At 66.6% G+C, this 21,545-nt stretch carries 16 protein-coding genes and 1 pseudogene; 10 read left to right on the forward strand and 7 right to left on the reverse strand.

Features of this window, described 5'->3' with window-relative positions:
- Positions 1-38 precede the first annotated feature (38 nt).
- On the reverse strand, positions 39-782 hold the full coding sequence (locus tag ACZY0X_RS11075) for a hypothetical protein (RefSeq protein WP_463770239.1): 744 nt from the start codon (positions 780-782) through the stop codon (positions 39-41).
- Between the two features lie 162 nt (positions 783-944).
- On the opposite strand from ACZY0X_RS11075, the gene ACZY0X_RS11080 reads away from it, so the two are divergent.
- On the forward strand, positions 945-2,240 hold the full coding sequence (locus ACZY0X_RS11080; RefSeq protein ID WP_463770241.1) for a multidrug effflux MFS transporter: 1,296 nt from the start codon (positions 945-947) through the stop codon (positions 2,238-2,240).
- Positions 2,241-2,522: 282 nt separating this feature from the next.
- Complete coding sequence (locus ACZY0X_RS11085) at positions 2,523-4,565, forward strand: MFS transporter (protein WP_463770634.1); 2,043 nt, start codon at positions 2,523-2,525, stop codon at positions 4,563-4,565.
- Positions 4,566-4,642: 77 nt separating this feature from the next.
- Here ACZY0X_RS11085 and ACZY0X_RS11090 read toward each other — a convergent pair whose 3' ends face one another.
- From ACZY0X_RS11090 to ACZY0X_RS11105, 4 genes are all read right to left on the reverse strand, one after another.
- Positions 4,643-5,044, reverse strand: a complete 402-nt coding sequence (locus ACZY0X_RS11090; RefSeq protein ID WP_463770243.1) for a nuclear transport factor 2 family protein — start codon at positions 5,042-5,044, stop codon at positions 4,643-4,645.
- Between the two features lie 183 nt (positions 5,045-5,227).
- Positions 5,228-6,580 (reverse strand): FAD-binding oxidoreductase, encoded by a 1,353-nt coding sequence (locus ACZY0X_RS11095; RefSeq protein ID WP_463770635.1) that lies wholly within the window; start codon positions 6,578-6,580, stop codon positions 5,228-5,230.
- A 20-nt stretch (positions 6,581-6,600) separates the two neighbouring features.
- Positions 6,601-10,056, reverse strand: a complete 3,456-nt coding sequence (locus tag ACZY0X_RS11100) for a TM0106 family RecB-like putative nuclease (protein WP_463770245.1) — start codon at positions 10,054-10,056, stop codon at positions 6,601-6,603.
- A gap of 44 nt (positions 10,057-10,100) precedes the next feature.
- Entirely contained in the window at positions 10,101-10,667 is a 567-nt protein-coding gene (locus ACZY0X_RS11105; RefSeq protein WP_463770247.1) for an LppP/LprE family lipoprotein, read from the reverse strand.
- 73 nt (positions 10,668-10,740) lie between these two features.
- Here ACZY0X_RS11105 and ACZY0X_RS11110 point away from each other — a divergent pair, with 73 nt between their 5' ends.
- Entirely contained in the window at positions 10,741-12,411 is a 1,671-nt protein-coding gene (locus ACZY0X_RS11110; RefSeq protein WP_463770249.1) for a DEAD/DEAH box helicase, read from the forward strand.
- 10 nt (positions 12,412-12,421) lie between these two features.
- The gene (locus ACZY0X_RS11115; RefSeq protein ID WP_463770251.1) at positions 12,422-13,558 is read left to right on the forward strand and encodes an acyltransferase family protein; all 1,137 of its coding nucleotides are present in this window, start codon (positions 12,422-12,424) and stop codon (positions 13,556-13,558) included.
- Positions 13,559-13,609: 51 nt separating this feature from the next.
- On the opposite strand, the pseudogene ACZY0X_RS11120 reads toward ACZY0X_RS11115, so the two are convergent.
- A pseudogene (locus ACZY0X_RS11120) lies at positions 13,610-13,849 on the reverse strand (hypothetical protein); the annotation flags it as partial.
- 180 nt (positions 13,850-14,029) lie between these two features.
- Here ACZY0X_RS11120 and ACZY0X_RS11125 point away from each other — a divergent pair.
- Positions 14,030-15,175: an ABC transporter ATP-binding protein gene (locus tag ACZY0X_RS11125; RefSeq protein ID WP_463770637.1), complete on the forward strand. Its 1,146-nt coding sequence runs from the start codon at positions 14,030-14,032 to the stop codon at positions 15,173-15,175.
- Positions 15,176-15,186: 11 nt separating this feature from the next.
- On the opposite strand, the gene ACZY0X_RS11130 is transcribed toward ACZY0X_RS11125, so the two are convergent.
- The gene (locus ACZY0X_RS11130) at positions 15,187-15,816 is read right to left on the reverse strand and encodes an Lrp/AsnC family transcriptional regulator (RefSeq protein ID WP_463770253.1); all 630 of its coding nucleotides are present in this window, start codon (positions 15,814-15,816) and stop codon (positions 15,187-15,189) included.
- Between the two features lie 31 nt (positions 15,817-15,847).
- On the opposite strand from ACZY0X_RS11130, the gene ACZY0X_RS11135 reads away from it, so the two are divergent.
- The 5 genes from ACZY0X_RS11135 (at position 15,848) to ACZY0X_RS11155 (ending at position 21,511) form a co-directional block, all read left to right on the forward strand.
- Positions 15,848-16,711: an ABC transporter permease gene (locus ACZY0X_RS11135; protein WP_463770255.1), complete on the forward strand. Its 864-nt coding sequence runs from the start codon at positions 15,848-15,850 to the stop codon at positions 16,709-16,711.
- 16 nt (positions 16,712-16,727) lie between these two features.
- The gene (locus ACZY0X_RS11140; protein WP_463770257.1) at positions 16,728-17,507 is read left to right on the forward strand and encodes an ABC transporter permease; all 780 of its coding nucleotides are present in this window, start codon (positions 16,728-16,730) and stop codon (positions 17,505-17,507) included.
- 64 nt (positions 17,508-17,571) lie between these two features.
- The gene (locus ACZY0X_RS11145; RefSeq protein WP_463770259.1) at positions 17,572-18,654 is read left to right on the forward strand and encodes a polyamine ABC transporter substrate-binding protein; all 1,083 of its coding nucleotides are present in this window, start codon (positions 17,572-17,574) and stop codon (positions 18,652-18,654) included.
- Positions 18,651-19,901, forward strand: a complete 1,251-nt coding sequence (locus ACZY0X_RS11150) for a M24 family metallopeptidase (protein ID WP_463770261.1) — start codon at positions 18,651-18,653, stop codon at positions 19,899-19,901. The genes ACZY0X_RS11145 and ACZY0X_RS11150 overlap by 4 nt, the downstream gene beginning before the upstream one ends.
- A complete protein-coding gene (locus ACZY0X_RS11155) occupies positions 19,898-21,511 on the forward strand; it encodes an amidohydrolase (RefSeq protein ID WP_463770263.1) in 1,614 nt (537 codons plus the stop codon). The genes ACZY0X_RS11150 and ACZY0X_RS11155 overlap by 4 nt, the downstream gene beginning before the upstream one ends.
- Positions 21,512-21,545 lie beyond the last annotated feature (34 nt).

The raw sequence follows: 21,545 nt of genomic DNA on the forward strand, positions 1-21,545 counted from the left end.
CCGCAGATTTGACCGGTTGCCGGGACACGTTTTAGTTGCTACTGCTTGGGTGCGGGGAGCACGACCAGCGTCGAGGGCCACCTCAGCGGTGGTGCGCCGAATGCGCTGCGGGCGTTGCCGACGATCTTCTTGCCCATAAGTCGATTGCCGACGCCACCGACGACCGCGCCCACCCCGACCGGCAGCATCTTGCCGAACGCGATCGCGCCGCGCTTGAACGCGTAGCGCTTGACGAAGTACTTCATCAGGCGTGAGTTGAGCTGAGACACGGCGGGCAGCGGCAGCGACGCGGCGCCCTCCGCCAGCCAGCTGCCGCTGGTGCGTCCGGGACCGATCAGGTCGGCCACCGCGTTCTTGCCGTCCTCGCCGACGAGTACGGCAAGAACCAGCGTGCGCCGACGCTCCCGATGATCGGCCGGGATGCCGTACACCTCGGCGACCGCGAGCACGAACACCGCGGTGGCCTCCAGGAAGACCACGGTCTCACCGGCGACGGCCGACATGGCGACGAGTGTCCCGATACCGGGGAAGGCCGCGGCCGATCCGACGGCGGCACCGCTGGCCATCACCGCGGCGAGGTAGTGCTTCTCGAGCTTCTTGACGATGTCGGCTGGTGTCGCGTCCGGACTGTGGTCGCGCAACCGGTCGACGTAGGCCTTCACTGCGGGCGCCTGCACCCGTGACCCGCGTTCGATGACCTGGGACAGCGCCTTGAGCATCATGCTCGGGTCTTCGTCGGCGCCGACTATCTGCAAATCCTTGGCGCGAGAGCGAGCACTCATAGTTGTCGGCCTCCACATGTGTGAACCGCAGGAACGTTCAGGCTATCGCTTGTCCAACGTACGGCGGTCGGCGCGAGTTGCCCGGTAGTGATCGCGGTCACTGTCGGCCGACCGGCGGAGATCTCGGGATGAAAATATTGATATGCGTTGCTAATCAATTTCATGGCATCATCGCAGCCCGTGAACCTCAGGAGTGCCGAGACGGCGGCCGAACCCGTGACGGTCGTTGAGTCGGCGGCTCCCGGCAGGATCAAGATGATCGTGGTCCTGGGCTTGCTGGTCGCGCTGGGGCCGCTGACCATCGACATGTACCTGCCTGCGCTGCCGCGCATCGCCGACGACCTGTCGGTGTCGTCGTCGATAGTCCAGCTGACGCTGACGGGCACGCTGGCAGGCCTGGCGCTGGGTCAGCTCGTGATCGGCCCCCTCTCGGACTCGCTGGGCCGGCGCCGTCCGTTGATGGCGGGCATCGTGCTGCACATGATCGCCTCGGTGATCTGCATGTTCGCGCCTGACATCGTCGTACTCGGGGTGGCGCGCAGCCTGCAGGGCATGGGTGCGGCGGCGACCATGGTGGTGGCCCTGGCGATCGTGGGTGACCTGTACTCCGATTCGGCGGCCGCGACGGTGATGTCGCGGCTGATGCTCGTCCTGGGCGTGGCGCCGGTCATCGCGCCGTCGCTGGGCGCCGCGGTGCTGCTGCACGCGTCATGGCACTGGGTGTTCGCCGTGCTGGTCGTGCTGGCCGGTGCACTGCTGCTGCTCGCCGCGCTGGCCCTGCCCGAGACCCTGCCGCAGTCCCATCGCAGGCCGCTGCGGGTGGGCGGCATCCTGCGGACCTACGGCGAGCTGCTGGCCGATCGGCGCTTCGTCGTCCTCGTGCTGGTCGCCGCGCTCGGCATGTCTGGGCTGTTCGCCTACATCGCGGGCGCGTCGTTCGTGCTGCAGGGCCGGCACGGTCTGGATCAGCAGTCGTTCGCGTTGGTGTTCGGCGCGGGTGCCGTGGCCCTCATCGCCGCCACCCAGTTCAACGTGGTGCTCCTGCGGCGCTTCTCACCGCAGTTCATCACCGTGTGCGCGCTGACCGTGTCGGCGGCCATCGGGCTGGTCTTCGTCGGCCTGTCGGTCGCGGGTGTGGGTGGGTTGGCGGCGTTCGTCGTCCCGGTCTGGCTGATCCTCGGGGCGATGGGTCTGGTGATTCCGAACGCCCCGGCGCTGGCGCTGACCCGCCATCCCGACGCGGCGGGTACCGCGGCGGCGCTGCTGGGTGCGGCACAGTTCGGTCTTGGCGCGGCCGTGGCCCCGTTGGTCGGTGTGCTCGGCAATGACGAGATCGCGCTGTCGGTGGTGATGACGGCCGGTGTCGTGATCGCACTCATCGCGTTGCTCGCAATGGGTGCGGTGCGGTCGGGCAGAGGCGACCAGGGTGTTGCCCAGGCGGTGACGGAAGGCGCGTAAGCACCACCGACGCCCGCCGCGTCGACTTGTCGCCGAACTTCTCGGTCCGTAGCGTCGGCGGAACAAATCGTTTCCCGTGATCGAGTAGATGTTGCAGAAACACGTGTTCAGGGCGGTGCTGGTGCCCGCTCCCTCGCCGGCCGCCCCGCGTACCCTCGCGGGCCGGACGGCCGCGCCGTCGCACCCGATCGAGGTCCGCCGGTGAGCACACTGCTCGACACCCTCAAGGACCTGCGGGCCACCAGCCCACATTCGGCGAACCCGTGGCACGCGCTGTGGGCCATGATGGTCGGCTTCTTCATGATCCTGGTCGACGCGACCATCGTGGCCGTCGCCAACCCGTCGATCATGGACAGCCTGCGGGCGGACTACGACGCCGTCATCTGGGTGACCAGCGCCTACCTGCTCGCCTATGCCGTCCCGTTGCTGCTGGCGGGCAGGCTCGGTGACCGGTTCGGCCCCAAGAACCTCTACCTCGTCGGCCTGGCGCTGTTCACCGTCGCATCGCTGTGGTGTGGCCTGGCGGGCAGCATCGAGATGCTGATCGCGGCCCGCGTCGTCCAGGGCATCGGGGCGGCGCTGCTGACGCCGCAGACACTGTCGGCGATCACCCGGCTGTTCCCGGCCAACCGTCGCGGCGTGGCCATGAGCATCTGGGGTGCGACCGCGGGTGTCGCGACACTCGTCGGGCCACTCGCGGGTGGCGTTCTGGTCGATGGACTGGGCTGGCACTGGATCTTCATCGTCAACGTCCCGGTCGGCGTCATCGGCTTGGTGCTGGCGTACTGGCTCGTCCCCGATCTGCCCACCGAGAAGCACGGTTTCGATCTGCTCGGTGTGTTCCTGTCCGGCGTCGGCATGTTCCTCATTGTGTTCGCGCTGCAGGAGGGCCAGTCACACGACTGGTCACCGGGAATCTGGGCCACGATTGCCGCAGGCCTGGCGTTCATGGCGGCCTTCGTCTACTGGCAGTCGGTCAACTCCGGTGAGCCACTCATCCCGCTGCGGATCTTCGGCGATCACGACTTCAGCCTGTCCAACCTCGGCATCGCGGTCATCGGGTTCGTCGTCACGGCGATGATCCTGCCGGTGATGTTCTACGCGCAGGCGGTCGGCGGGTTGTCGCCGACGCGGTCCGCGCTGCTCGTCGCGCCGATGGCCATCGCGTCGGGAGTGCTTGCCCCGGTTGTGGGCAAACTCGTCGACAGGGTGGCGCCCCGCCCGATCGTCGGATTCGGCTTCTCGGCGCTGGCGATCGCACTGACCTGGTTGTCATTCGAGATGACGACGACGACGCCGATCTGGCGTCTGGTGCTGCCGCTGACCCTGATGGGCGTCGGCATGGCGTTCATCTGGTCACCGCTGGCCGCGACGGCCACCCGGCACCTGCCCGGCCCGCTGGCCGGGGCCGGTTCGGGTGTCTACAACACCACCCGTCAGGTCGGCAGTGTGCTGGGCAGCGCGGGCATCGCCGCGTTCATGACGTCACGGATCAGCGCCGAGATGCCCGGCAGTGGTGCCCGGCCCAACTCGGATGCCTCGATAGCGCAGCTGCCCGAGTTCCTTCAGGTGCCGTTCGCCGCGGCGTTGTCACAGGCACTTCTGCTGCCCGCCTTCGTCGCGCTGTTCGGCATCATCGCGGCGTTGTTCCTGCGCGGGTCCGACGAGTTGGCGCCGACCGCGGCAGCGCGACCGTCGCACCGTGACGAGCACCGCCTTCCCGATGAGTACTACCCCGACGATGACGAGTACGTCGAGTACGTCGTCGCGTGGGAGGAGCCAGCGTGGGAGGAACCAGCGTGGGAGAAACCCCAGCCGGTGGTCGAGCCCCGGCCGGTGGTCATGCCTGGGCCGCCCGCTGATGACAGCGAAACTGAGCCGTTCGCCGTGCATGTCGAGCACCCGCTGCACGCTCCGGCGGACACCTGGCACGGTGGACCGGTCGAGACGTGGCAGCACCTCGCCGAGGACACCGAACCTCCCGACCTCGACCTCGACCTCGAGGTCGACGCGGTCACCGAGGTCCACCCCGTCGTGCCCAGCGCGCTCGTAGACGACCTGCCCGCCCCCGTTGCGCAGGCTCGGCACAACGGGCGCGAGCCGTGGCACAGCATCCTCGACGATCTGCTGGGCGACGCGGCGCCCAAGGACCCCGAACCGCGGGCGAATTGGTTCGAGCACAACGGGTTCCACGTCGACGGCGCCGAGGCCGAGCAGGCGCCACCCCCGCCGGCGCCACCGAGTCGATCGGGCGGCAGACACTCCCGCGATGACGACGACGATGCAGGCACCTACGGCCGGCATTCGATGCGGTTCCGCGACTAGCGGTCGCCGAGAAGCCGATTCGATCGCGTCCCACCGGCTCGCTCAGGAGGGCGGTGTGGTGTCGATGTTGCCGAACCTTAAGCGCCCTTTGCCCACGCCCAAGCGGTGAGACGCCAGTCGGCGTCGACCTTCCGAAGCGCGACGGTATAAACCGAGCCCGTTTGTGTGACCTGCTTACCCCGCAGATCGAATGTCATGGTCGCCGGGACGACGACATAGGCGCTCTCGCCATTGACATCGACGTGCCGTGGCTCGCCGAGAACGATGCGGTAGCCCGAAGCGCCGAGGTGCTCGCCCTCGGTGAGTACGTCCTTCCACCAGTCTTCGGCGGCTGTCGGGCCCTGCCAGACGTGGGGCGACATTCCGTCAAGAATCTGCATGGGGTCGGCGCATGCCGTTGCCATTGCTGCCGAGTCGCCGTTGTTGAACGCCTCGACGTACCGCAGGACTGCGGCCATTGGATTGTCCGAGTCAGACATCATGTTTCTTCCCCCGTCGCCGTCTCGCCCGGTCATACCCTAGTCGCTCTACGTGCACGACTTTGAGTGCTTTTCACGGACTTGGTGGTGAGACGTCGAAGCCGGTTCATTGGTTGCCATGAACCAAAATTGCCCCGAATCAGGCGTACTGTCCGCGGTATTACGCTCGAACCAGTCCGGCGTCTAACGCTCGACGAACAGCACGGCGGGATTGAGGTAGCCGTCGGGGTCGAAGGCGTTCTTCACCGCGCGCATCGCCGCGATATCGGCGGGGGTCCGCGACATCGACAGGTAGTCGCGCTTGCGACTGCCCACACCGTGTTCGGAACTGACATTGCCGCCGTGCTCGGCGATCAAGGCCATCATCGCCGCGTACAACGCCTTCTCGCGGTCGCCGTCCAGGGCGCACCGCACCAGATTCAGGTGCAGGTTGCCCTCGCCGATGTGACCGAACAGCACCGGTATTGCCTGCGGCGCGTGCTCGGCGACCAGCGCGTCGGCTGCCGTCGCGAAATCGCTGATCTTCGCCAGCGGCAGTGACACGTCGAACTTCAACGGCGGACCGAACAGCCCCAGCACCTCGGCGACCGACTCGCGGACCTGCCAGAGCCGTTGGGAGGCACTGGTATCCATGCCGACAGCGGGTTCGCCGACCACATCGGCGCGCTCGAGCGCGTCGGCCAGGCGTTCGGTCTGATCGGTGTCGCCTGCCAGCTCGACCAGCAGCTGCCAGTCGCCCTCGACGGGTGCGGCCACACCGAGGTGCTCGGCGGTCAGCGCACTTGCCCTGCTGTCGATCAGCTCGCACGCGGCGATGCCATCGGCGTCGCGGAACTCGCGCCCCGCGGCGATCAGCGCGTCGAGGTCGGCGAATCCGGCGATCGCGGTGACACGGTGGGCGGGCGTGGGATGCAGCCGGATGTCGAGCGCCGTGATGACACCGATGGTGCCCTCGGCGCCGACGAAAAGCGATGCCAGGTCGTAGCCGGTGTTGTCGCGGCGGACCTCACTGTGCCTGCGTACCACCGACCCGTCGGGCAGGGCGACGTCGAGACCCAGGATCTGCTCGGCCATGTTGCCGTATCGGACGGTGCGCAACCCGCCGGCATTGGTCGAGGCCATGCCGCCGACCGTGGCGCTGTCCCGTGATGCCAGGTCCACGCCGAACACCAGGCCGGCACCAGCGGCGGCCCTCTGCAATGCGGCCGCGGTAACGCCAGCGCCCACCCGGACACGCCGTTCGACGGTGTCGATGGCGCCGATGTCGTTGAGCCGTTCGGTCGACAGCAGCACGTCATCGTGTTCGGGAACGGTGCCCGCGACCAACGATGTCCGCCCGCCCTGAATCGTCACCCGGGCACCCGCGTCGCGGCACGCGCGCAGGACTGCGGCCACTTCCTCGTCGGAGCCCGGCCGCACCAGTGCACTCGCCCTACCCAGGTAGCGGCCGGTGTGGTCGATGCAGCGGCCGGCCAGTACGTCAGGGTCGGTGCTGACGTGGCGGGCACCGACAAGCTCCACCAGGCGGGCGGCCAGTGCTGCAGACAGCGGTTCGGTCACCCCGTGGGTGTACCACAGTGCTCGTGGTCGGCAGACCACGCGCTCGACAGCGACAGGAACGCCCCCAGTTCGATGAGGCGGTCCGGTGTGGCGGGCAGGTAGTCGGTCAGCATCGCCGACCGAACGATGACGGCGGCGTACTTGGCGCGGCTGACCGCAACGTTCAACCGATTCCTGTTGAACAGGAACGAGACTCCGCGCGGCGCGTCCTCGGTCGAGGAGGCCGTCATCGACACGAACACGACGGGCGCCTGCCTGCCCTGGAACTTGTCGACGGTTCCGACCTGGACGTCGGCGAGGCCTGCGGCGTCGAGACGCCGCCGCACCGTCACCACCTGCGCGTTGTAGGGCGTGACGATCAGGAAGTCGCGGGGACCCAGCGGCCGCGTGCCGGTCTCGTCGGTCCACGCCGTGCCGAGCAGTGCCTCGATCTCGGCGACGATCGCGGCGGCCTCCTCTGGGCTGTCGGTGGAGTTGCCGTCGTGATCGACGGTCAGCACCCGCACACCCGGCGCCACACCGTCCAGATGCCGGGCGGCGCTGACGTCCTCGCGTGAGCGCAGCTGTCCGTCATACGACAGCCGAGACACCGGCCCGCACACCGCCGGGTGCATCCGGAATGAGTAGTCCAGGAAGTAGCCGCGCTCGGGCGGCAGAATGTGCTCACCGTCGACCAACCAGCCCAGTGCGGATTCGTTGACCGGTTCGGGGTGTGAGCCCTGACTGACCTGTGGCAGCTGCTGCGGATCGCCGAGCAGCATCAGGTTTCGCGCCGAGGGCGCCACCGCGATGGTGTTCGCCAGGCTGTACTGGCCGGCCTCCTCGACGACCAGCAGATCGAGGCTCTGCCGGGGTAAGCGTCCGTCGTTGGCGAAATCCCATGCGGTGCCGCCGATGACGCAGCCGGGTCCCTCGGTGACGAACGACGCGTAATCCTTCTCGTCGACCTGCCGCCACGCGGCGTCGGCGCGGGCCTTCTTCTTTCCGACCCGGTCGGGGTCAACGCCTGCGTCGACGACGCCGTCGAGCAGGTTCTCCACCACCGCGTGTGACTGCGCGACGACGCCGACGCGCCATCCGTGATCGCTGACAAGCCGTGCGATGACCTTGGCCGAGGTGAACGTCTTACCGGTTCCGGGCGGTCCGTGCACCGCGAGGTAGGACGAGTCGAGATCCAGTAGGGCAGCGGTGATGTCGTCGGCGATATCGCCGACGCGGGGGAGCGGGCCACCGCTGACGGTGCGGGGCGCGCGGCGCAGCAGGATGTCGGTCACGGCGTCGGCGGGCAGGTTCGGCAACCCCGCGCCGACCAGCGCCGCGGTCGCCGCGATGGACTCCTGCAGTGGCTTGGTGTTGATCGGTGACCCCGGTGTGAGGGCGAACGGAAGCTGGTCGAAGACGTCGCCGCCCTTGGGCTGCTTCTCACAGACGACGACCTCGGTGGGTGCCTCGGGGTCGTCGCACTCCATGATCGTCACCGTGCCGAACGCGCGCCGGTCCGGGTCGTCGGTGAGGCCCAGCGGCGCGGGCGGTTCGTACAGCGCGAACATGTCCCGGCCCAGTTCGCCGTTCGAGATCTCGCCGGTCAATCGCACGTGTCGTTGCGGTTTGCGTGCCCTCGGCGGCTGGTGCCAGTCGTTGACGATCTCGGCTCGCTCGGCGATGAAGACGTCGCTGTTGTCCGACCACTCGTCGACGGGATTGTTGACGCGATCGAAGTGGGCCCACCAGAACGGTTTGTCCTCACGCTTGTGGAACCCCCGTGCGGCGGCCACCATCGCGACGGCGGTCTGCTCGGCGGTGCGCTCCTCCGTGCCATCCCCAGCGAACCGCAGAAGCGTGCGGTCGAGACCGTCGGCGATCTCGACGGGGGCCTGCCCACCGTCGTCGCGCACGGGCTGCGGTCCGCGTGGCGGAACACCCGACTCGATGGCGCGGGCCATCAGCCAGTCGCGCAGCCGACGTGTCGAGCGACAGTCGTAGCGGTTGTAGTCCTCGATCTCCTTGAGCACCACGGCCGCCTCGGCCTCGTGTCCGTCGTCGCGCAGTGCGCAGTAGCGGGCGTACTGCGTGATCGAGTCGGTGGCCGTGGTGACCTCACCGCTGCGTAGCTCGTTGCCCATGTAGAGCGGTTCGAGGTACTTGATGCTGTAGCTCTCGGTGCCGACCCGGATGCTCTTGCGCACCAACGGATACAGGTCGACGAGCACACCGTTGCGCAGTAGCGCGTCGACGTCGTCCTCGCCGACGCCGTACCGGCCGGCCAGCCGCAGCAGTGTGCTCTTCTCGTACGCCGCGTAGTGGTAGATGTGCATGCCCGGGTACCGCCGCAGTCGCTTGCGCACCATGGTGAGGAAGTCGTCGAGGGCCTGGCGCTCGCTGGTTCGGTCGTGGGCCCACATCGGATGGAACTCGTCGGTGGCACTGAGCACGCCCCACAGGTACTCCAGGCCCCACTCCCGGCCGTTGCGTGTCCACAGCGGATCGCCCTCGAAGTCGAAGAACAGATCACCCTTGTTCGCATCCGGCAGCACCATCAGCGGTTGCGGGTCGACCACCTCATACGGCGGCTTGCCGTCGATGCGCGGCGCGACCTGCAGCCGGGCCTGGGCGGTCAGTGCGTTGACCGCGCGCGCCGAGAGTTCGGGCACGACGCCGGGGTGTTCGGCCAGTTGCGCCACGGTGGTGACACCGGCGTCGAGCAGCCGGGCGCGCTGAGTCACGCGCATCCCCGCCACCAGCAGCAGGTCGTCGTGCGCGCGGACCTCGATGGCGCACTCCGGGCAGCGGAAGCAGGCGCGGACATCCTCATCCGCCCAGGACACGGCGGTGCCGCCGGCGAAGTGATCGTCGAGCAGACGCTCGAGCGCCGCGCGCCGCGGCAGGTAGACGGGCAGGAGTTCGTCGACCCGGTAGCTCGCCAAAGCGCCGTCCCCGAGGAGCAGCTCGACCTCTGGGTGCACCGGGATGCCGTCCTTGGCCAGGGTGTCGGCGTACGCCGCGAGTTGCAGCAGCGCCTCGACCTTGACCGAGCGCGCGAGCTTGGTGTCTCGCAGGCGGTACCGCTGGCCGGTCTCATCATCGGCGAGCACCAGGAAGTCGGCGAAGCCCAGGAAGCGGCCGTCGAACATCGCGGCCTGGAAGATGGCGGGCGCCCGTCGCTCGACGGCGCCGCGGGTCGCGTCGGCCGCGGCGGTCAGGCCCGCGATCGTGTAGCGGGGCCTGCCGATCACCACCACGTTCTCGCCGGTGTCGGCACGAAGCTCCTCGAGGTGGCGGCCCTCATGGTCGTCACCGAGTTGCGCTGTCCGGGCGAGCAGTTCGTCATCGGATGAGACCTTCGGGCCCCAGCCGAGCTTGGCGTCGAACGCCCGCAGCAGCGCGTACTCGCACCTTGCCGCGGCGGCGAGATCAGACGCGCTGTAGACGACGCGGTCGTCGAGGACGAACATCGTCCGCCACTGTAGGGGAGCGCGCCGACACGAGGGCGCACTCGCTATCCGGTGTTGCCGATCAATTCCACGCCATTGCCGTTCCACCGGAATCGCACGATGCTGCGCAGCCCGCTCGCGCCGTTGGCGTACATCAGGGCGATGGTGTCGCCGGTGGTCGTCGCCTCGTCGATGCCGTTGAACCCGTAGGTGTCGGGGACGCCCGACGGTATGAACTTGCCCTGGTGGAACATCAGTGCCCTGGTGTTGGGGTTACCGGCGTTGGTGTTCGCCTTGACGATCACGACCGACAGCGGGGCGCACTCGTTGTAGTTTCCCGCCACCGGCTCGGGGCTCCACGGCTGGTTACTGCGGGGATCGTGGGGGAGTTCGGAAACGGCCTTGGCGATCTCCGGTGCGGCGAGATTGACCGCGCACGGGTCGGCGGGCGCGACGCTGGTGGTCGGGCCCGCGGCGATCGTCGGCTCGGGGGCCGTCGTTGTGCCCGCAGCGGGCGGTCCGGTCGCCTCGGGGGTCTTGGAGACGGTCGAATCACCCGCCCCACACCCGGCCAGAAACACCGCCGCCAGTACTGCCGCTCCGAACAGCGGAACGTCTGCGACCCACTTCACAACAGGGCACGGTACCCGGCTCTACACCGTCGAGGGGAGAAGGAGCCGCCAGAGGACGTAGACTGCAACCTCGATGACCTCGCCCGAATCGGACGCCCAGAGCGCCGACATGACCTTTGCCGACCTGCAGATTCACCCAGCCGTCCTGCAGGCCGTTACCGATGTCGGCTACGAGTCGCCCTCGCCGATCCAAGCCGCCACCATTCCAGCGATGTTGGCCGGTTCCGACGTCGTCGGTCTGGCACAGACAGGCACCGGCAAGACGGCGGCGTTCGCAATCCCGATCCTGTCCAAGATCGACACCAGCAGCCGCACCACGCAGGCGCTGGTTCTGGCGCCCACGCGCGAACTCGCGCTGCAGGTCGCCGAGGCGTTCAGCCGCTACGGCGCCCACCTGCACGTCAACGTCCTACCGATCTACGGCGGCTCGGCATACGGGCCGCAGCTGGCCGGTCTCAAGCGTGGCGCCCAGGTCGTGGTCGGCACGCCCGGCCGTGTCATCGACCACCTGGAGAAGGGCAGCCTGGACCTGTCCCACCTGGACTACCTGGTGCTCGACGAGGCTGACGAGATGCTCCAGATGGGCTTCGCCGAGGATGTCGAGCGCATCCTCGAGGGCACGCCCGAGTACAAGCAGGTCGCGCTGTTCTCGGCCACCATGCCGGGCGCCATCCGCAAGATCACCACCAAGTACCTGCACGACCCGGTCCAGGTGAAGGTCGACTCCAAGACCGCGACCGCCGACAACATCACACAGCGCTACATCCAGGTGGCTGGCCCGCGAAAGATGGACGCGCTGACGCGGCTGCTCGAGGTCGAGACATTCGAGGCGATGATCGTCTTTGTCCGCACCAAACAGGCCACCGAGGAGGTCGCCGAGAAGCTGCGGGCGCGGGGATTCTCCGCCTCCGCCATCAACGGCGATATCGCACAGGCTGTCCGTGAGCGGACCATCACCGCGCTCAAGGACGGCTCCATCGACATTCTTGTCGCGACGGATGTCGCGGCCCGTGGTCTCGATGTCGAGCGCATCTCGCACGTCGTGAACTACGACATTCCGCACGATCCCGAGTCCTACGTCCACCGCATCGGTCGTACGGGTCGGGCGGGGCGGTCGGGTACAGCGCTTCTGTTCGTGTCGCCCCGTGAACGGCATCTGCTCAACTCAATCGAGCGCGTCACCCGGCAGAAGCTCGTCGAGTCCCAGTTGCCGTCGGTCGATGACGTCAACGCCCAGCGGGTGGAGAAGTTCCGCGACTCGATCACCCGTGCGCTGGGCTCACCCCAGATCGAGCTGTTCCGCAAGCTGATCGAGGGCTACGAGCGCGACAACGATGTGCCGATGGCAGACGTCGCCGCCGCGCTGGCGCTGCTGAGCCGTGACGGCGAAGAGTTCCTCATGACGGAGCCGCCGCCGGAGAAGCGCCGCGAGCGCCCCGACCGGCCCGATCGTCCGGACCGCAAGCCGCGCGAGCGGCGCACCGACTTGGCCACCTACCGCATCGCGGTCGGTAAGCGACACAAGGTCGCACCCGGTGCGATCGTCGGCGCGATCGCCAACGAGGGTGGACTGAACCGCAGCGACTTTGGGCACATCACCATCAAGGTCGATCACTCGCTTGTCGAGCTGCCGAAGAAGCTGTCCGGTGAGACCATGAAGAAGCTTGCGAGCACCCGCATTCAGGGCCAGCTCATTCACCTCGAACCCGATAGCGGGCCCAAGGCGCGCTACAACCCCAAGTAGACCTCCTGACGTGACGCTGTCCAAGGGACTCGACGCGCAGGGGGGATTGGAATCGGTGTCGGCCTCACGGGTCGACTCTTTGACGGGAATCCGCGCTGTCGCGGCGATACTGGTGGTGCTCACGCACGCGGCCTACACCACGGGCAAGTACACCCACGGCTATCCCGGTCTGGTGTACTCGCGGATGGAGATCGGCGTGCCGATCTTCTTCGTGCTCTCCGGGTTTCTGTTGTTCAGTCCGTGGGTGCGGGCAGCCGCGACGGGCCGCGAGGCGCCCTCGATCCGCCGCTACGCATGGCACCGAGTGCGGCGCATCATGCCTGCCTACGTGGTCACCGTGCTTGTGGCCTATCTGCTCTATCACTTCCGCACGGCGGGCCCGAACCCCGGCCACACCTGGATGGGTCTCTTCCGCAATCTGACGCTGACCCAGATCTACACCGACGACTACCTGTTCTCCTATCTGCACCAAGGGCTTACGCAGATGTGGAGTCTGGCCGTGGAGGTCGCGTTCTACGTCGCGCTTCCGGTGCTGGCCTACCTGTTGCTGGTGGTGCTGTGCCGTCGCCGGTGGCAGCCCAGGCTGCTGCTGGCGGGTCTGATGGTGCTCTCCCTCGTCACGCCTGCGTGGCTGACGCTGGTGCACGTCACCGACTTCCTGCCCGACGGGGCCAAGCTGTGGCTGCCGACATACCTGGCCTGGTTCGTGGGCGGCATGGTCCTTGCCGCGCTACGGGAGATGGGGGTACGCGGCTACGCCATGGTGTGCGTGCCGCTGGCGCTCGTCTGCTACTTCATCGCGTCCACGCCGATCGCCGGCGAACCCACTACCTCGCCAGCCGAGTTGCGGGAGGGCCTGTTCAAGGCGGGTTTCTACGCCATCATCTCGACCCTGGCCGTGGCGCCGCTGGCACTGGCCGACCGCGGTTGGTACGCGAGGTTCATGGCGAGTCGGCCGATGGTCTTCCTCGGCGAGATCTCCTATGAGATCTTCCTGATCCACCTCGTCACAATGGAACTCGTCATGGTCAACGTCCTGCACTACCCGATCTACACCGGGTCGATGTTCTGGCTGTTCGTGATGACCATGCTGGTGACGGTGCCGCTGGCGTGGCTCTTGCACCGTTTCACTCGAGTTCGCTCCTAGCGTCCGCAGACGCGAGAGCCCGCCGTCGGGATAGACGTCGAGGCGCAGATGTGTTGCGGCACGGGTCGTATCGAGAAGAAGTCGATGACGGGTATCGGGCTGTGCCGCGGTCCGGGGCAGTAGTTCGTACCCGCGCATCGCGCCGCCGCTGCAGAACACTTCAGCCTTGAGACTCCTTGTTGTTGGACTGGGTGGGTCACGGATCCCGGTCGCCCTCATGCGCATACAGCGGAATCCGATGGTCACACTGTAGGAATCGGTGACAATTTGGGCAAGTCCTAGCGATTTCATTACCAATCTCGAACTTTTTCACTGATTCCGCTTGCGTAGATCGACGATATCGACAATGGTCTTACTCACACCGACGTGATCGGCGCCACGCCGCAGTCACGCCAGCATGAGGAGGACCCAGCCGTGAGCAAGACCGGCAATCCCACCGTCGACGCGCCGGCCCGACCCGGCGGGTCGGATCTGAGCGTTTCCGATCCCGTCGTCGAGATCGACCATGTCACCAAGCGTTTCGATGACTATGTCGCGGTCGCCGACGCGCATTTCTCGATCGGCTCAGGAGAGTTCTTCTCCATGCTGGGTCCGTCGGGGTGCGGTAAGACCACCACCTTGCGGATGATTGCCGGCTTCGAAGCCCCGACGGAGGGGGCGGTACGGCTGCAGGGGGTCGACGTCTCCCGCGTTCCAGCCCACAAGCGCAACATCAACACGGTCTTCCAGCACTATGCGCTGTTTCCCCACATGACCGTCTGGGACAACGTGGCGTACGGACCTCGCAGCGCGAAGAAGGGTGCGGCCGAGGTCCGCCGCCGTGTCGACGAGATGCTCGAGGTCGTCCGTCTGACCGACTTTGCCCGCCGTAAACCCGCCCAGTTATCCGGCGGGCAGCAACAACGTGTCGCCCTCGCGCGCGCCTTGGTGAATTACCCCAGTGCGCTGCTCCTTGACGAGCCCCTTGGCGCGCTCGACCTCAAGCTGCGCCACGTCATGCAGTTCGAACTGAAACGCATCCAGCGGGAAGTCGGTATCACCTTCATCTACGTCACTCATGACCAAGAGGAGGCCCTCACGATGAGCGACCGCATCGCGGTCATGAACGTCGGCTCCGTCGAACAGATCGGTAGTCCCGCTGAAATCTACGAACGCCCCGCCACCGTCTTCGTCGCCAACTTCATCGGCCAGGCCAACCTCTGGCACGGCCATCAACTCACGGTCAGCGGCAACCGCGCCGACTTCTCGGTACTGGGCACCACGCTGCCTGCCCGCTGCGGCGCCACCAGGATCGAGAATGGCGGGCGCGCCACGCTCATGGTGCGGCCCGAACGAGTCCGGGTGTCGACGTCGCCGACTGGCGCCGAAATGGCCAGCACCCCTGCGACCGTCGTCGATGTCACCTTCCAGGGCCCCGTCATTCGCCTGAGCCTGATCGCTCCGGACAACTCACCCATCATCGCGCACATCACTCCCGAGGGCCCCGAGGCCGACCTGTCGCTGCTGCGTCCGGGCGATCCCGTCTATGCCTCTTGGTCACCTGAGGCCTCCCTCGTTCTGCCCGCCGCCGACATCCCCGCCGCGAGCGACCTGGACGAGAGCCTCGTGGAGTCGTGACCGGTGTCGGCTCAGCGAGTGGTCGGCCAGACCCCGGCTTCGTAGGAGAGCTTCAAAAGCTTGAGGTACACCAGGGTCTCCACGGCGGAGACCTCGTCGATCGTGCGGATGGAGTCGTTGATGACCGACAGCAGGTGCTCGCCGTTGCGGCAGATCACCTCGATCACGATGTCATGCACACCGGCAACCGCGACGGCAAACGTGACCTCCGGGAGGGCGCTCAACTTCTGCGAGATCCGCTCGATGTCACCATCGGCCTTGACCAGGAGCATCGATGTGTAGTGACCACGGGAGAGGGGGTTGGTCACCGTGACGACCTGCATGTGCCCCTGCTCGATCAAGCGCTGGACACGCTGCCGGACGGTCGCCTCGGACACGCCGACCTCTTTGGCGATGGCGGCGTAGGGCTTTCGGCCGTCCGAACGCATCGAATCGACGATCGCCGCCGATATCCGGTCGAGTGCTGGGGTCGGCTCCTCGGTCATCCTCGGTCCTTCACTGTTGTCCGGCAAGGCATTCGGGATTCTAGACGACGAATCCGATTGAATACTACCGATGTTGCGTTCAAATCGATAATATCTGGCCACTATCGCACGGATTCCGTCGTTCAGAGTGAGGAAACCGAAAATGTCGACGCTCACTAGATCGCGCTCCAAGAGGACGGAAGGACCCGTGCGAATAGGTTGGCGACTCGGGCTCCTACCTGGGTCGGCGTGGATTGCCTGCTTCTACCTGGTGCCGCTCGGCCTCATCATGGCGGCGTCGGTGGCCACCCCAGATGTCATCGGACGGCCCATATATGGCTGGTACACGGAGAGTTTCGGTCTGGTGTTCCAACCGGACTACCTGCCTATCGTCGTGCGCACCTTCGCCTATGCCACCATCGCGACGCTACTCTGCCTGTTGATCGGCTATCCGTGCGCGTATGCGATCTCCCGGTACGGCGGGCGATGGAAACCGGTGTTGCTACTGGCGATTCTGGTGCCCTGGCTGGCGGACTACCTCGTGCGAATCTATGCGTGGGTCCAGATCCTCGGCAGGGACGGGCCGATCAACGGACTGCTCGGGCGGCTCGGTATCGGCCCGGTGAACCTGATTGGCACGCCGTACACCCTGAATCTTGGTCTGGTGTACAGCTTTCTACCGTTCATGATCCTGGCGGTCTACCTGGCCGTTGAGCGTTTGGACTACCGCCTCATTGAGGCCTCCGGCGACCTGTACTCGGGGTCGGCGCGCACGTTCGTTCAGATCGTGGTGCCGAGTACCGCGGGAGGAATCGCCGCGGGATGCCAACTTGTCTTCCTGCTCAGTTTGGGCGATTTCGCGATCGCCCAGTTCCTCGGCGGGTCGACCTACATGATGGGGAATCTGATCCGCGACCAACTCGCAACCGCGGGCTCGCTGCCCTTCGGCGCTGCGCTCACGGTGACGCTGCTCGCGGGGATGCTCGCCTTCATGGCGGTCATCTACCTGCTCGCGGCCCTGGTGCGCGCGGTGGTCAGCCGGCGCCGACTCGGCGGGATGACCGTTGGCTAGCGGGGGCAGCCGCCGGATGCCCGGCTGGCTGCTGGCAATAGTCCTCGGGACCCTGGTGTTTCTCGATCTGCCCCTGGCCGTGATCGCCATCTTCTCGTTCAACTCCTCGAAATCGCTCTCACAGCTCGATGGACTGAGTTTCCGCTGGTATGAGCAGGCGGCCACCAATCCCGAGGTGATGTCCGCACTGGGGCTGAGCCTTGTTGTGGCGACCGCGTCCACGGCGATAGCGGTGGTGCTCGGCACAGGGCTGGCGTACGGATTCGCGCGCGGACCACGCCGTGTCACCCGGCCGATCGAAGGGGTGACGTTGTCCACGCTCATCACCCCGGAACTGGCGACCGCCGTCGGTTTGATGACGTGGTTCGCGACGCTGCGATTGCCGTTGTCGACGGTGACTCTGATCATCGGCCACTCCACGTTCACGCTGGTCTACGTGACTGTGCTCGTCGGGAATCGGATTCGCAGTCTCAATCCGGCTCTCGAGGAGGCCGCGAGTGACCTTGGTGCCGGACGTGGCCGGACCTTTGTCACCGTCGTTCTGCCGCAACTGCGTTCGGCCATAATCGGCGCCGGCGTGTTGGCGTTCGTACTGTCCTTCGGCGACTTCGTGACGTCAGTCTTTCTGTCGGGCACTGAGGTTGCGCCGCTGCCGGTGCGGATCTACGGAATGCTCCGCTTCGGCTTGACCCCCGAGATCAATGCCGTCGGCACCGTGATGATCCTCATCACCGTGCTGCTCGGTCTCGCGGGAATCTGGATTCAACGTTCAAAGTCCCGACCCAGTTCACAGTGAAATACCAGGAGACGACATGCATCAGTTGACAAGTGCACGGACGAGTCGGCGCAGGTTTCTGTTCATGAGCGGTGGCGCCGCCGCTGCGGGCCTGTTGCTCGCGGCATGCGGCAGCGGCGCACCGGGTTCGGACGCGGAGCTGACACCGCCCGAACCGGTCATCGACGGTGACCTCGCCTACTACGCGCCAACCGGATACGTACCCGATGACGTGATGTCGGCGTTCGAGCGTGAGTACGGGGTGTCGATCAACCAGACCTACTTCTCGACCGTCGATGAGATGATCCAGAAGCTCGGATCCGGTGCCGCATACGACGTAACGTTCATGCCGTCCAACTTCTTCGCCCGCGCAACCGCGGCGAACCTGCTGTTGCCGATTGACCACAGCCGGATGAAGAACTGGGGTGAGGTCTCGCCGCTGTTCCACAACCCGCCGTTCGAGCCGAACGCACAACATCTCGCGGGGCCCTACGCCATGGGCGGTGTCGGGATGGCGTATCGCAAGAGCAGGGTCAACGGTCTCACCGGGTCGTGGAACGACCTCTGGGACCTGGCGCCTCGACTGAACAAGCGCACCTACATCTTCGACGATGTGACTGTGTCGATGACGATGGCGCTGAGTCGACTTGGACTGCCCACCGACACCGATAGCGCCGATGATCTGCGTCAGGCCGCCGACTCGCTGATCGAACTGCGGAAGAACCTGGGCGGTTTCGGCAGCTCGGCCGGTGAGAAGCTGGCCAACGGTGAGGCCGATCTGTTGATGAACTACACCGGCGCCACGTTCTCGACGCTCAAGGATTCGTCGTTCGCCGACGACATCGGGTTTGAGTTCGGCCGGGAGACACTGGCATTCAACGCTGACTGCATGGCCATCCCGTCGACCGCGAAGCACCCCGGCACCGCGCTGCTGTTCTGTGACTTCCTGTTGCGTCCAGACAACATGCGCAAGATCGTGGAATTCGTCGGTTTCCCGGTCGCCACGAAGGCCGGTGAGGCGGCATACGCGGATCTCATCAAGGGCTATCCATTCCTGGTCTACGACAACGCGGTGCTGGCCGATCCGACTGTGTGGCTGGCGTCGCTGCAGCAGGCGCAGTTGACCAAGTGGACGCAGGCGTGGACCCGAGTCAAGGCCACCGCGTGAACGCGATCATTCATCCGGGCACCAGGGAACTGCAGGAAGTGATCCGGGAGGCGTACGCGCGCGTCGCCGCGGAGGAGCCGCGGCCGGCGTTCTCGTTGGCCGAGTACGAATCTCGGCGGCAGCGCCTGCAGACCGAAGCCGCGGGCGCCGGTATCGACCTGCTGGTTCTCAGCTCGCCCGACGCGATGTGTTGGCTACACGGCTATCAGTCCCGGTGGTATCGGGCCCAGTCCTCGTTGCGGTGGCCGCCGTTCCAGTGCACCGTGATGCACGTCGAGTCGGGAGCCATCGCCGTCTACGACGTCGAGCATCACCACTACCTGCTGCGGCGCACCTCGGTTGCCGAGGACCTGCGCCTGGCAACCGACGACGACGGGACAGCGGTACTGGATTTCACCATGGCGGACCTCAAAGCGCGGGGTTGGCTGTCCGGTCGGGTGGGTCTCGAGATGCACAGCCACGTTCCGAACCGCGCGACGAGCGAGGTTGTCGAGGCCGCGTTCGAACGACACGGCTGCCACGTCGTCGACGCCAGCGTGCAGACACGGGCGGTTCGGCTGATCAAGTCCGCCGCCGAGATCGAGATGATCGAGCGGGCGGCGGCGGTGTGCGACGCCGGACTGGTGAGCCTGCGCGACCAGGTGGTGCCGGGGATGACCGAGAAACAGGCTTGGGCACTGATGGTTTCGGCGATGGCCGAGGCCGGTGGCGAACCCGCGGCGCTGCACGAGTCGGTGGTCGTCGGGCCGATCGAGATGGGTCACGCCTATTCGTCGGACCGAGTCATCGAGCGCGGTGATGTGTTGTGCGCCGATCCATGCGGTGTCGTCAATCGGTATCACGCCAACATCGAGCGGTGGTTCGTGGTGGGCCAGGAGCCCAGTGATGAGCTGTACCGTCTCGCCGCGATCGAGGCCGAGGCATTCCGACTCCTGTGTGCGGGCGCCTCGGACGGGACCGCGGTCAACGACGTGACCGCGCGGATCGAAGCGCACCTGCGCGATGCGGGCATGTGGGGACTGCACAACTGGAATGGCGGCTATGAGATGGGGCTGTCCTTCCCACCGGACTGGGTCGGTGAGTGGACCTTCACCGTCGGCGAGTCCACCGATGACGTCTTCAGGAAGAACGTGGTGACCAACTACGAGAGCATCGTCCTCTACCCCATGATTGACACCGTGGTGTTCGGGTCGACCGGCGCGCGCACGCTGTCGGCTCTACCTCTTGATGTGGAGCGTGCCGGGTGAGCGAGGCACTCCGACCGGCCGACACCATCCTGCTGGGTAGAACGTTCACCGCCGACCCGCAGCGGCCCATGGCGCACGGTGTGGCCATGCGCGACGGAATCATCACCGCCGTCGGGAGCGCCGACGAACTGGCCGACCACGCCGGTCCCGCAACCGATGTCGTCAAGTGCGGGGGACTGATCGCGCCGGCGTTCCACGACGCACACATCCATCTGCTAGAGGGTTCACTCTTCGACTGTGGGGTGAACCTCCATGACGTCGAACCCACGCAGTACCTGGACGTGATCGGCGCGGCCGCGGCGCAGTTGCCGCCGGGGGCATGGGTGCGCGGCGGCGGATGGAGCATGGCGGCATTCCCCGCGGGCAGCCCCGATCGTCGTTGGCTCGACGACGTCGTCGGTGGACGACCGGCATATCTGACCGCACGTGACGGCCACACCGCCTGGGTCAGCAGTCGCACCCTGGAACTCGCCGGAATCGATTCGGGCACAGCCGATCCGCTGGGTGGCAGGATCGAGCGCGACGGCGACGGTGAGCCGAGCGGGGCGCTGCACGAGACCGCGATGAAGCTTGTCGCCAGCCAGCTTCCGGTGATCACCGATGCGGAGTGGGCGCAGGCGCTGGAGCTGGGTCAGCGATATCTGCACTCACTGGGAATCGTCGGGTGGCAGGACGCCCGGCTGTCACCGGAGATGCTGCGCGCCTACCTCGACGCCGAGTCGTCGGGCCGGTTGTCGGCGTACGTCGCCGCCGCGATGCACTGGAACCCCGCCCAGGGGACCGACCAGATCGACGGACTCCTGCACTCGCGCCGCCTCGCCACCGGCTCGCTGGTGAGCGCGGGGATGGTGAAGCTCTTCGTCGACGGGGTCGTGGAAAACGAGACAGCCGCGCTGCACCAGCCCTACGTCGCCACTGACTCGCACGGCGCACCGCTGTTCGACGACGCCGAGTTGCACGCGGCGATCGGCAGCTGCGTGGACGAGGGGTTCAACGTCCACGTGCACGCCGTCGGTGATGCGGGGACAACGAGGGCCCTCGACGCGTTCGAGGCCGTGCGGCGCCAGTCGGCGAGCTCCGGTCTGCGCCATCAGATCTGTCACCTGCAGGTCGTCGCGGACGCCGATGTACCCCGCTTCGCCGCGCTCGATGTCATTGCCAACGTCCAGGCGCTGTGGGCGTGCCGCGATGAACAGAACGTCAGCCTGTGCGCGCCGCGGCTGGGCCCGGATCGATTTGAGCAGCAGTATCGTTTCGGCGATCTTGCCCGCTCTGGTGCGCGATTGGCATTCGGCAGCGACTGGCGGGTCAGCACGCCGCAACCGCTGGCCCAGATCGAGGTCGCCATCACCCGACAACCGCCGGGTGATGGCGAGACGGCCAAACTCGGTGCGGGGCAGGAGTTGAGCCTGACGACCGGTCTACTGGGATTCACCCGTGAGGCCGCCTATGCCGCGGGCATTGAGGAGCGGACCGGAACGCTGTCGGCGGGCCGAAGTGCCGATGTCGTGGTGCTCAATGCCGACCCGTTCACGGTCGCACCGCACGACCTGGCCTCGGTGGAGGCGGACATGACCGTGTTTCAAGGCCGAGTCGTGTTCACCCGCTAGCCGTGACCTGGTGCGCCCCTCGCCGCTCAACAAT

The organism is Mycobacterium sp. IDUB_39, assembly GCF_055419205.1.

Coding starts and splice junctions, on each gene's coding strand:
- ACZY0X_RS11100 (WP_463770245.1), bottom strand. CDS start 10,056: ATGTTCGTCCTCGACGACCGCGTCGTCTACAGCGCGTCTGATCTCGCC.
- ACZY0X_RS11090 (WP_463770243.1), bottom strand. CDS start 5,044: ATGTCTGACTCGGACAATCCAATGGCCGCAGTCCTGCGGTACGTCGAG.
- ACZY0X_RS11110 (WP_463770249.1), top strand. CDS start 10,741: ATGACCTCGCCCGAATCGGACGCCCAGAGCGCCGACATGACCTTTGCC.
- ACZY0X_RS11085 (WP_463770634.1), top strand. CDS start 2,523: ATGATGGTCGGCTTCTTCATGATCCTGGTCGACGCGACCATCGTGGCC.
- ACZY0X_RS11140 (WP_463770257.1), top strand. CDS start 16,728: ATGCCCGGCTGGCTGCTGGCAATAGTCCTCGGGACCCTGGTGTTTCTC.
- ACZY0X_RS11075 (WP_463770239.1), bottom strand. CDS start 782: ATGAGTGCTCGCTCTCGCGCCAAGGATTTGCAGATAGTCGGCGCCGAC.
- ACZY0X_RS11145 (WP_463770259.1), top strand. CDS start 17,572: ATGAGCGGTGGCGCCGCCGCTGCGGGCCTGTTGCTCGCGGCATGCGGC.
- ACZY0X_RS11080 (WP_463770241.1), top strand. CDS start 945: ATGGCATCATCGCAGCCCGTGAACCTCAGGAGTGCCGAGACGGCGGCC.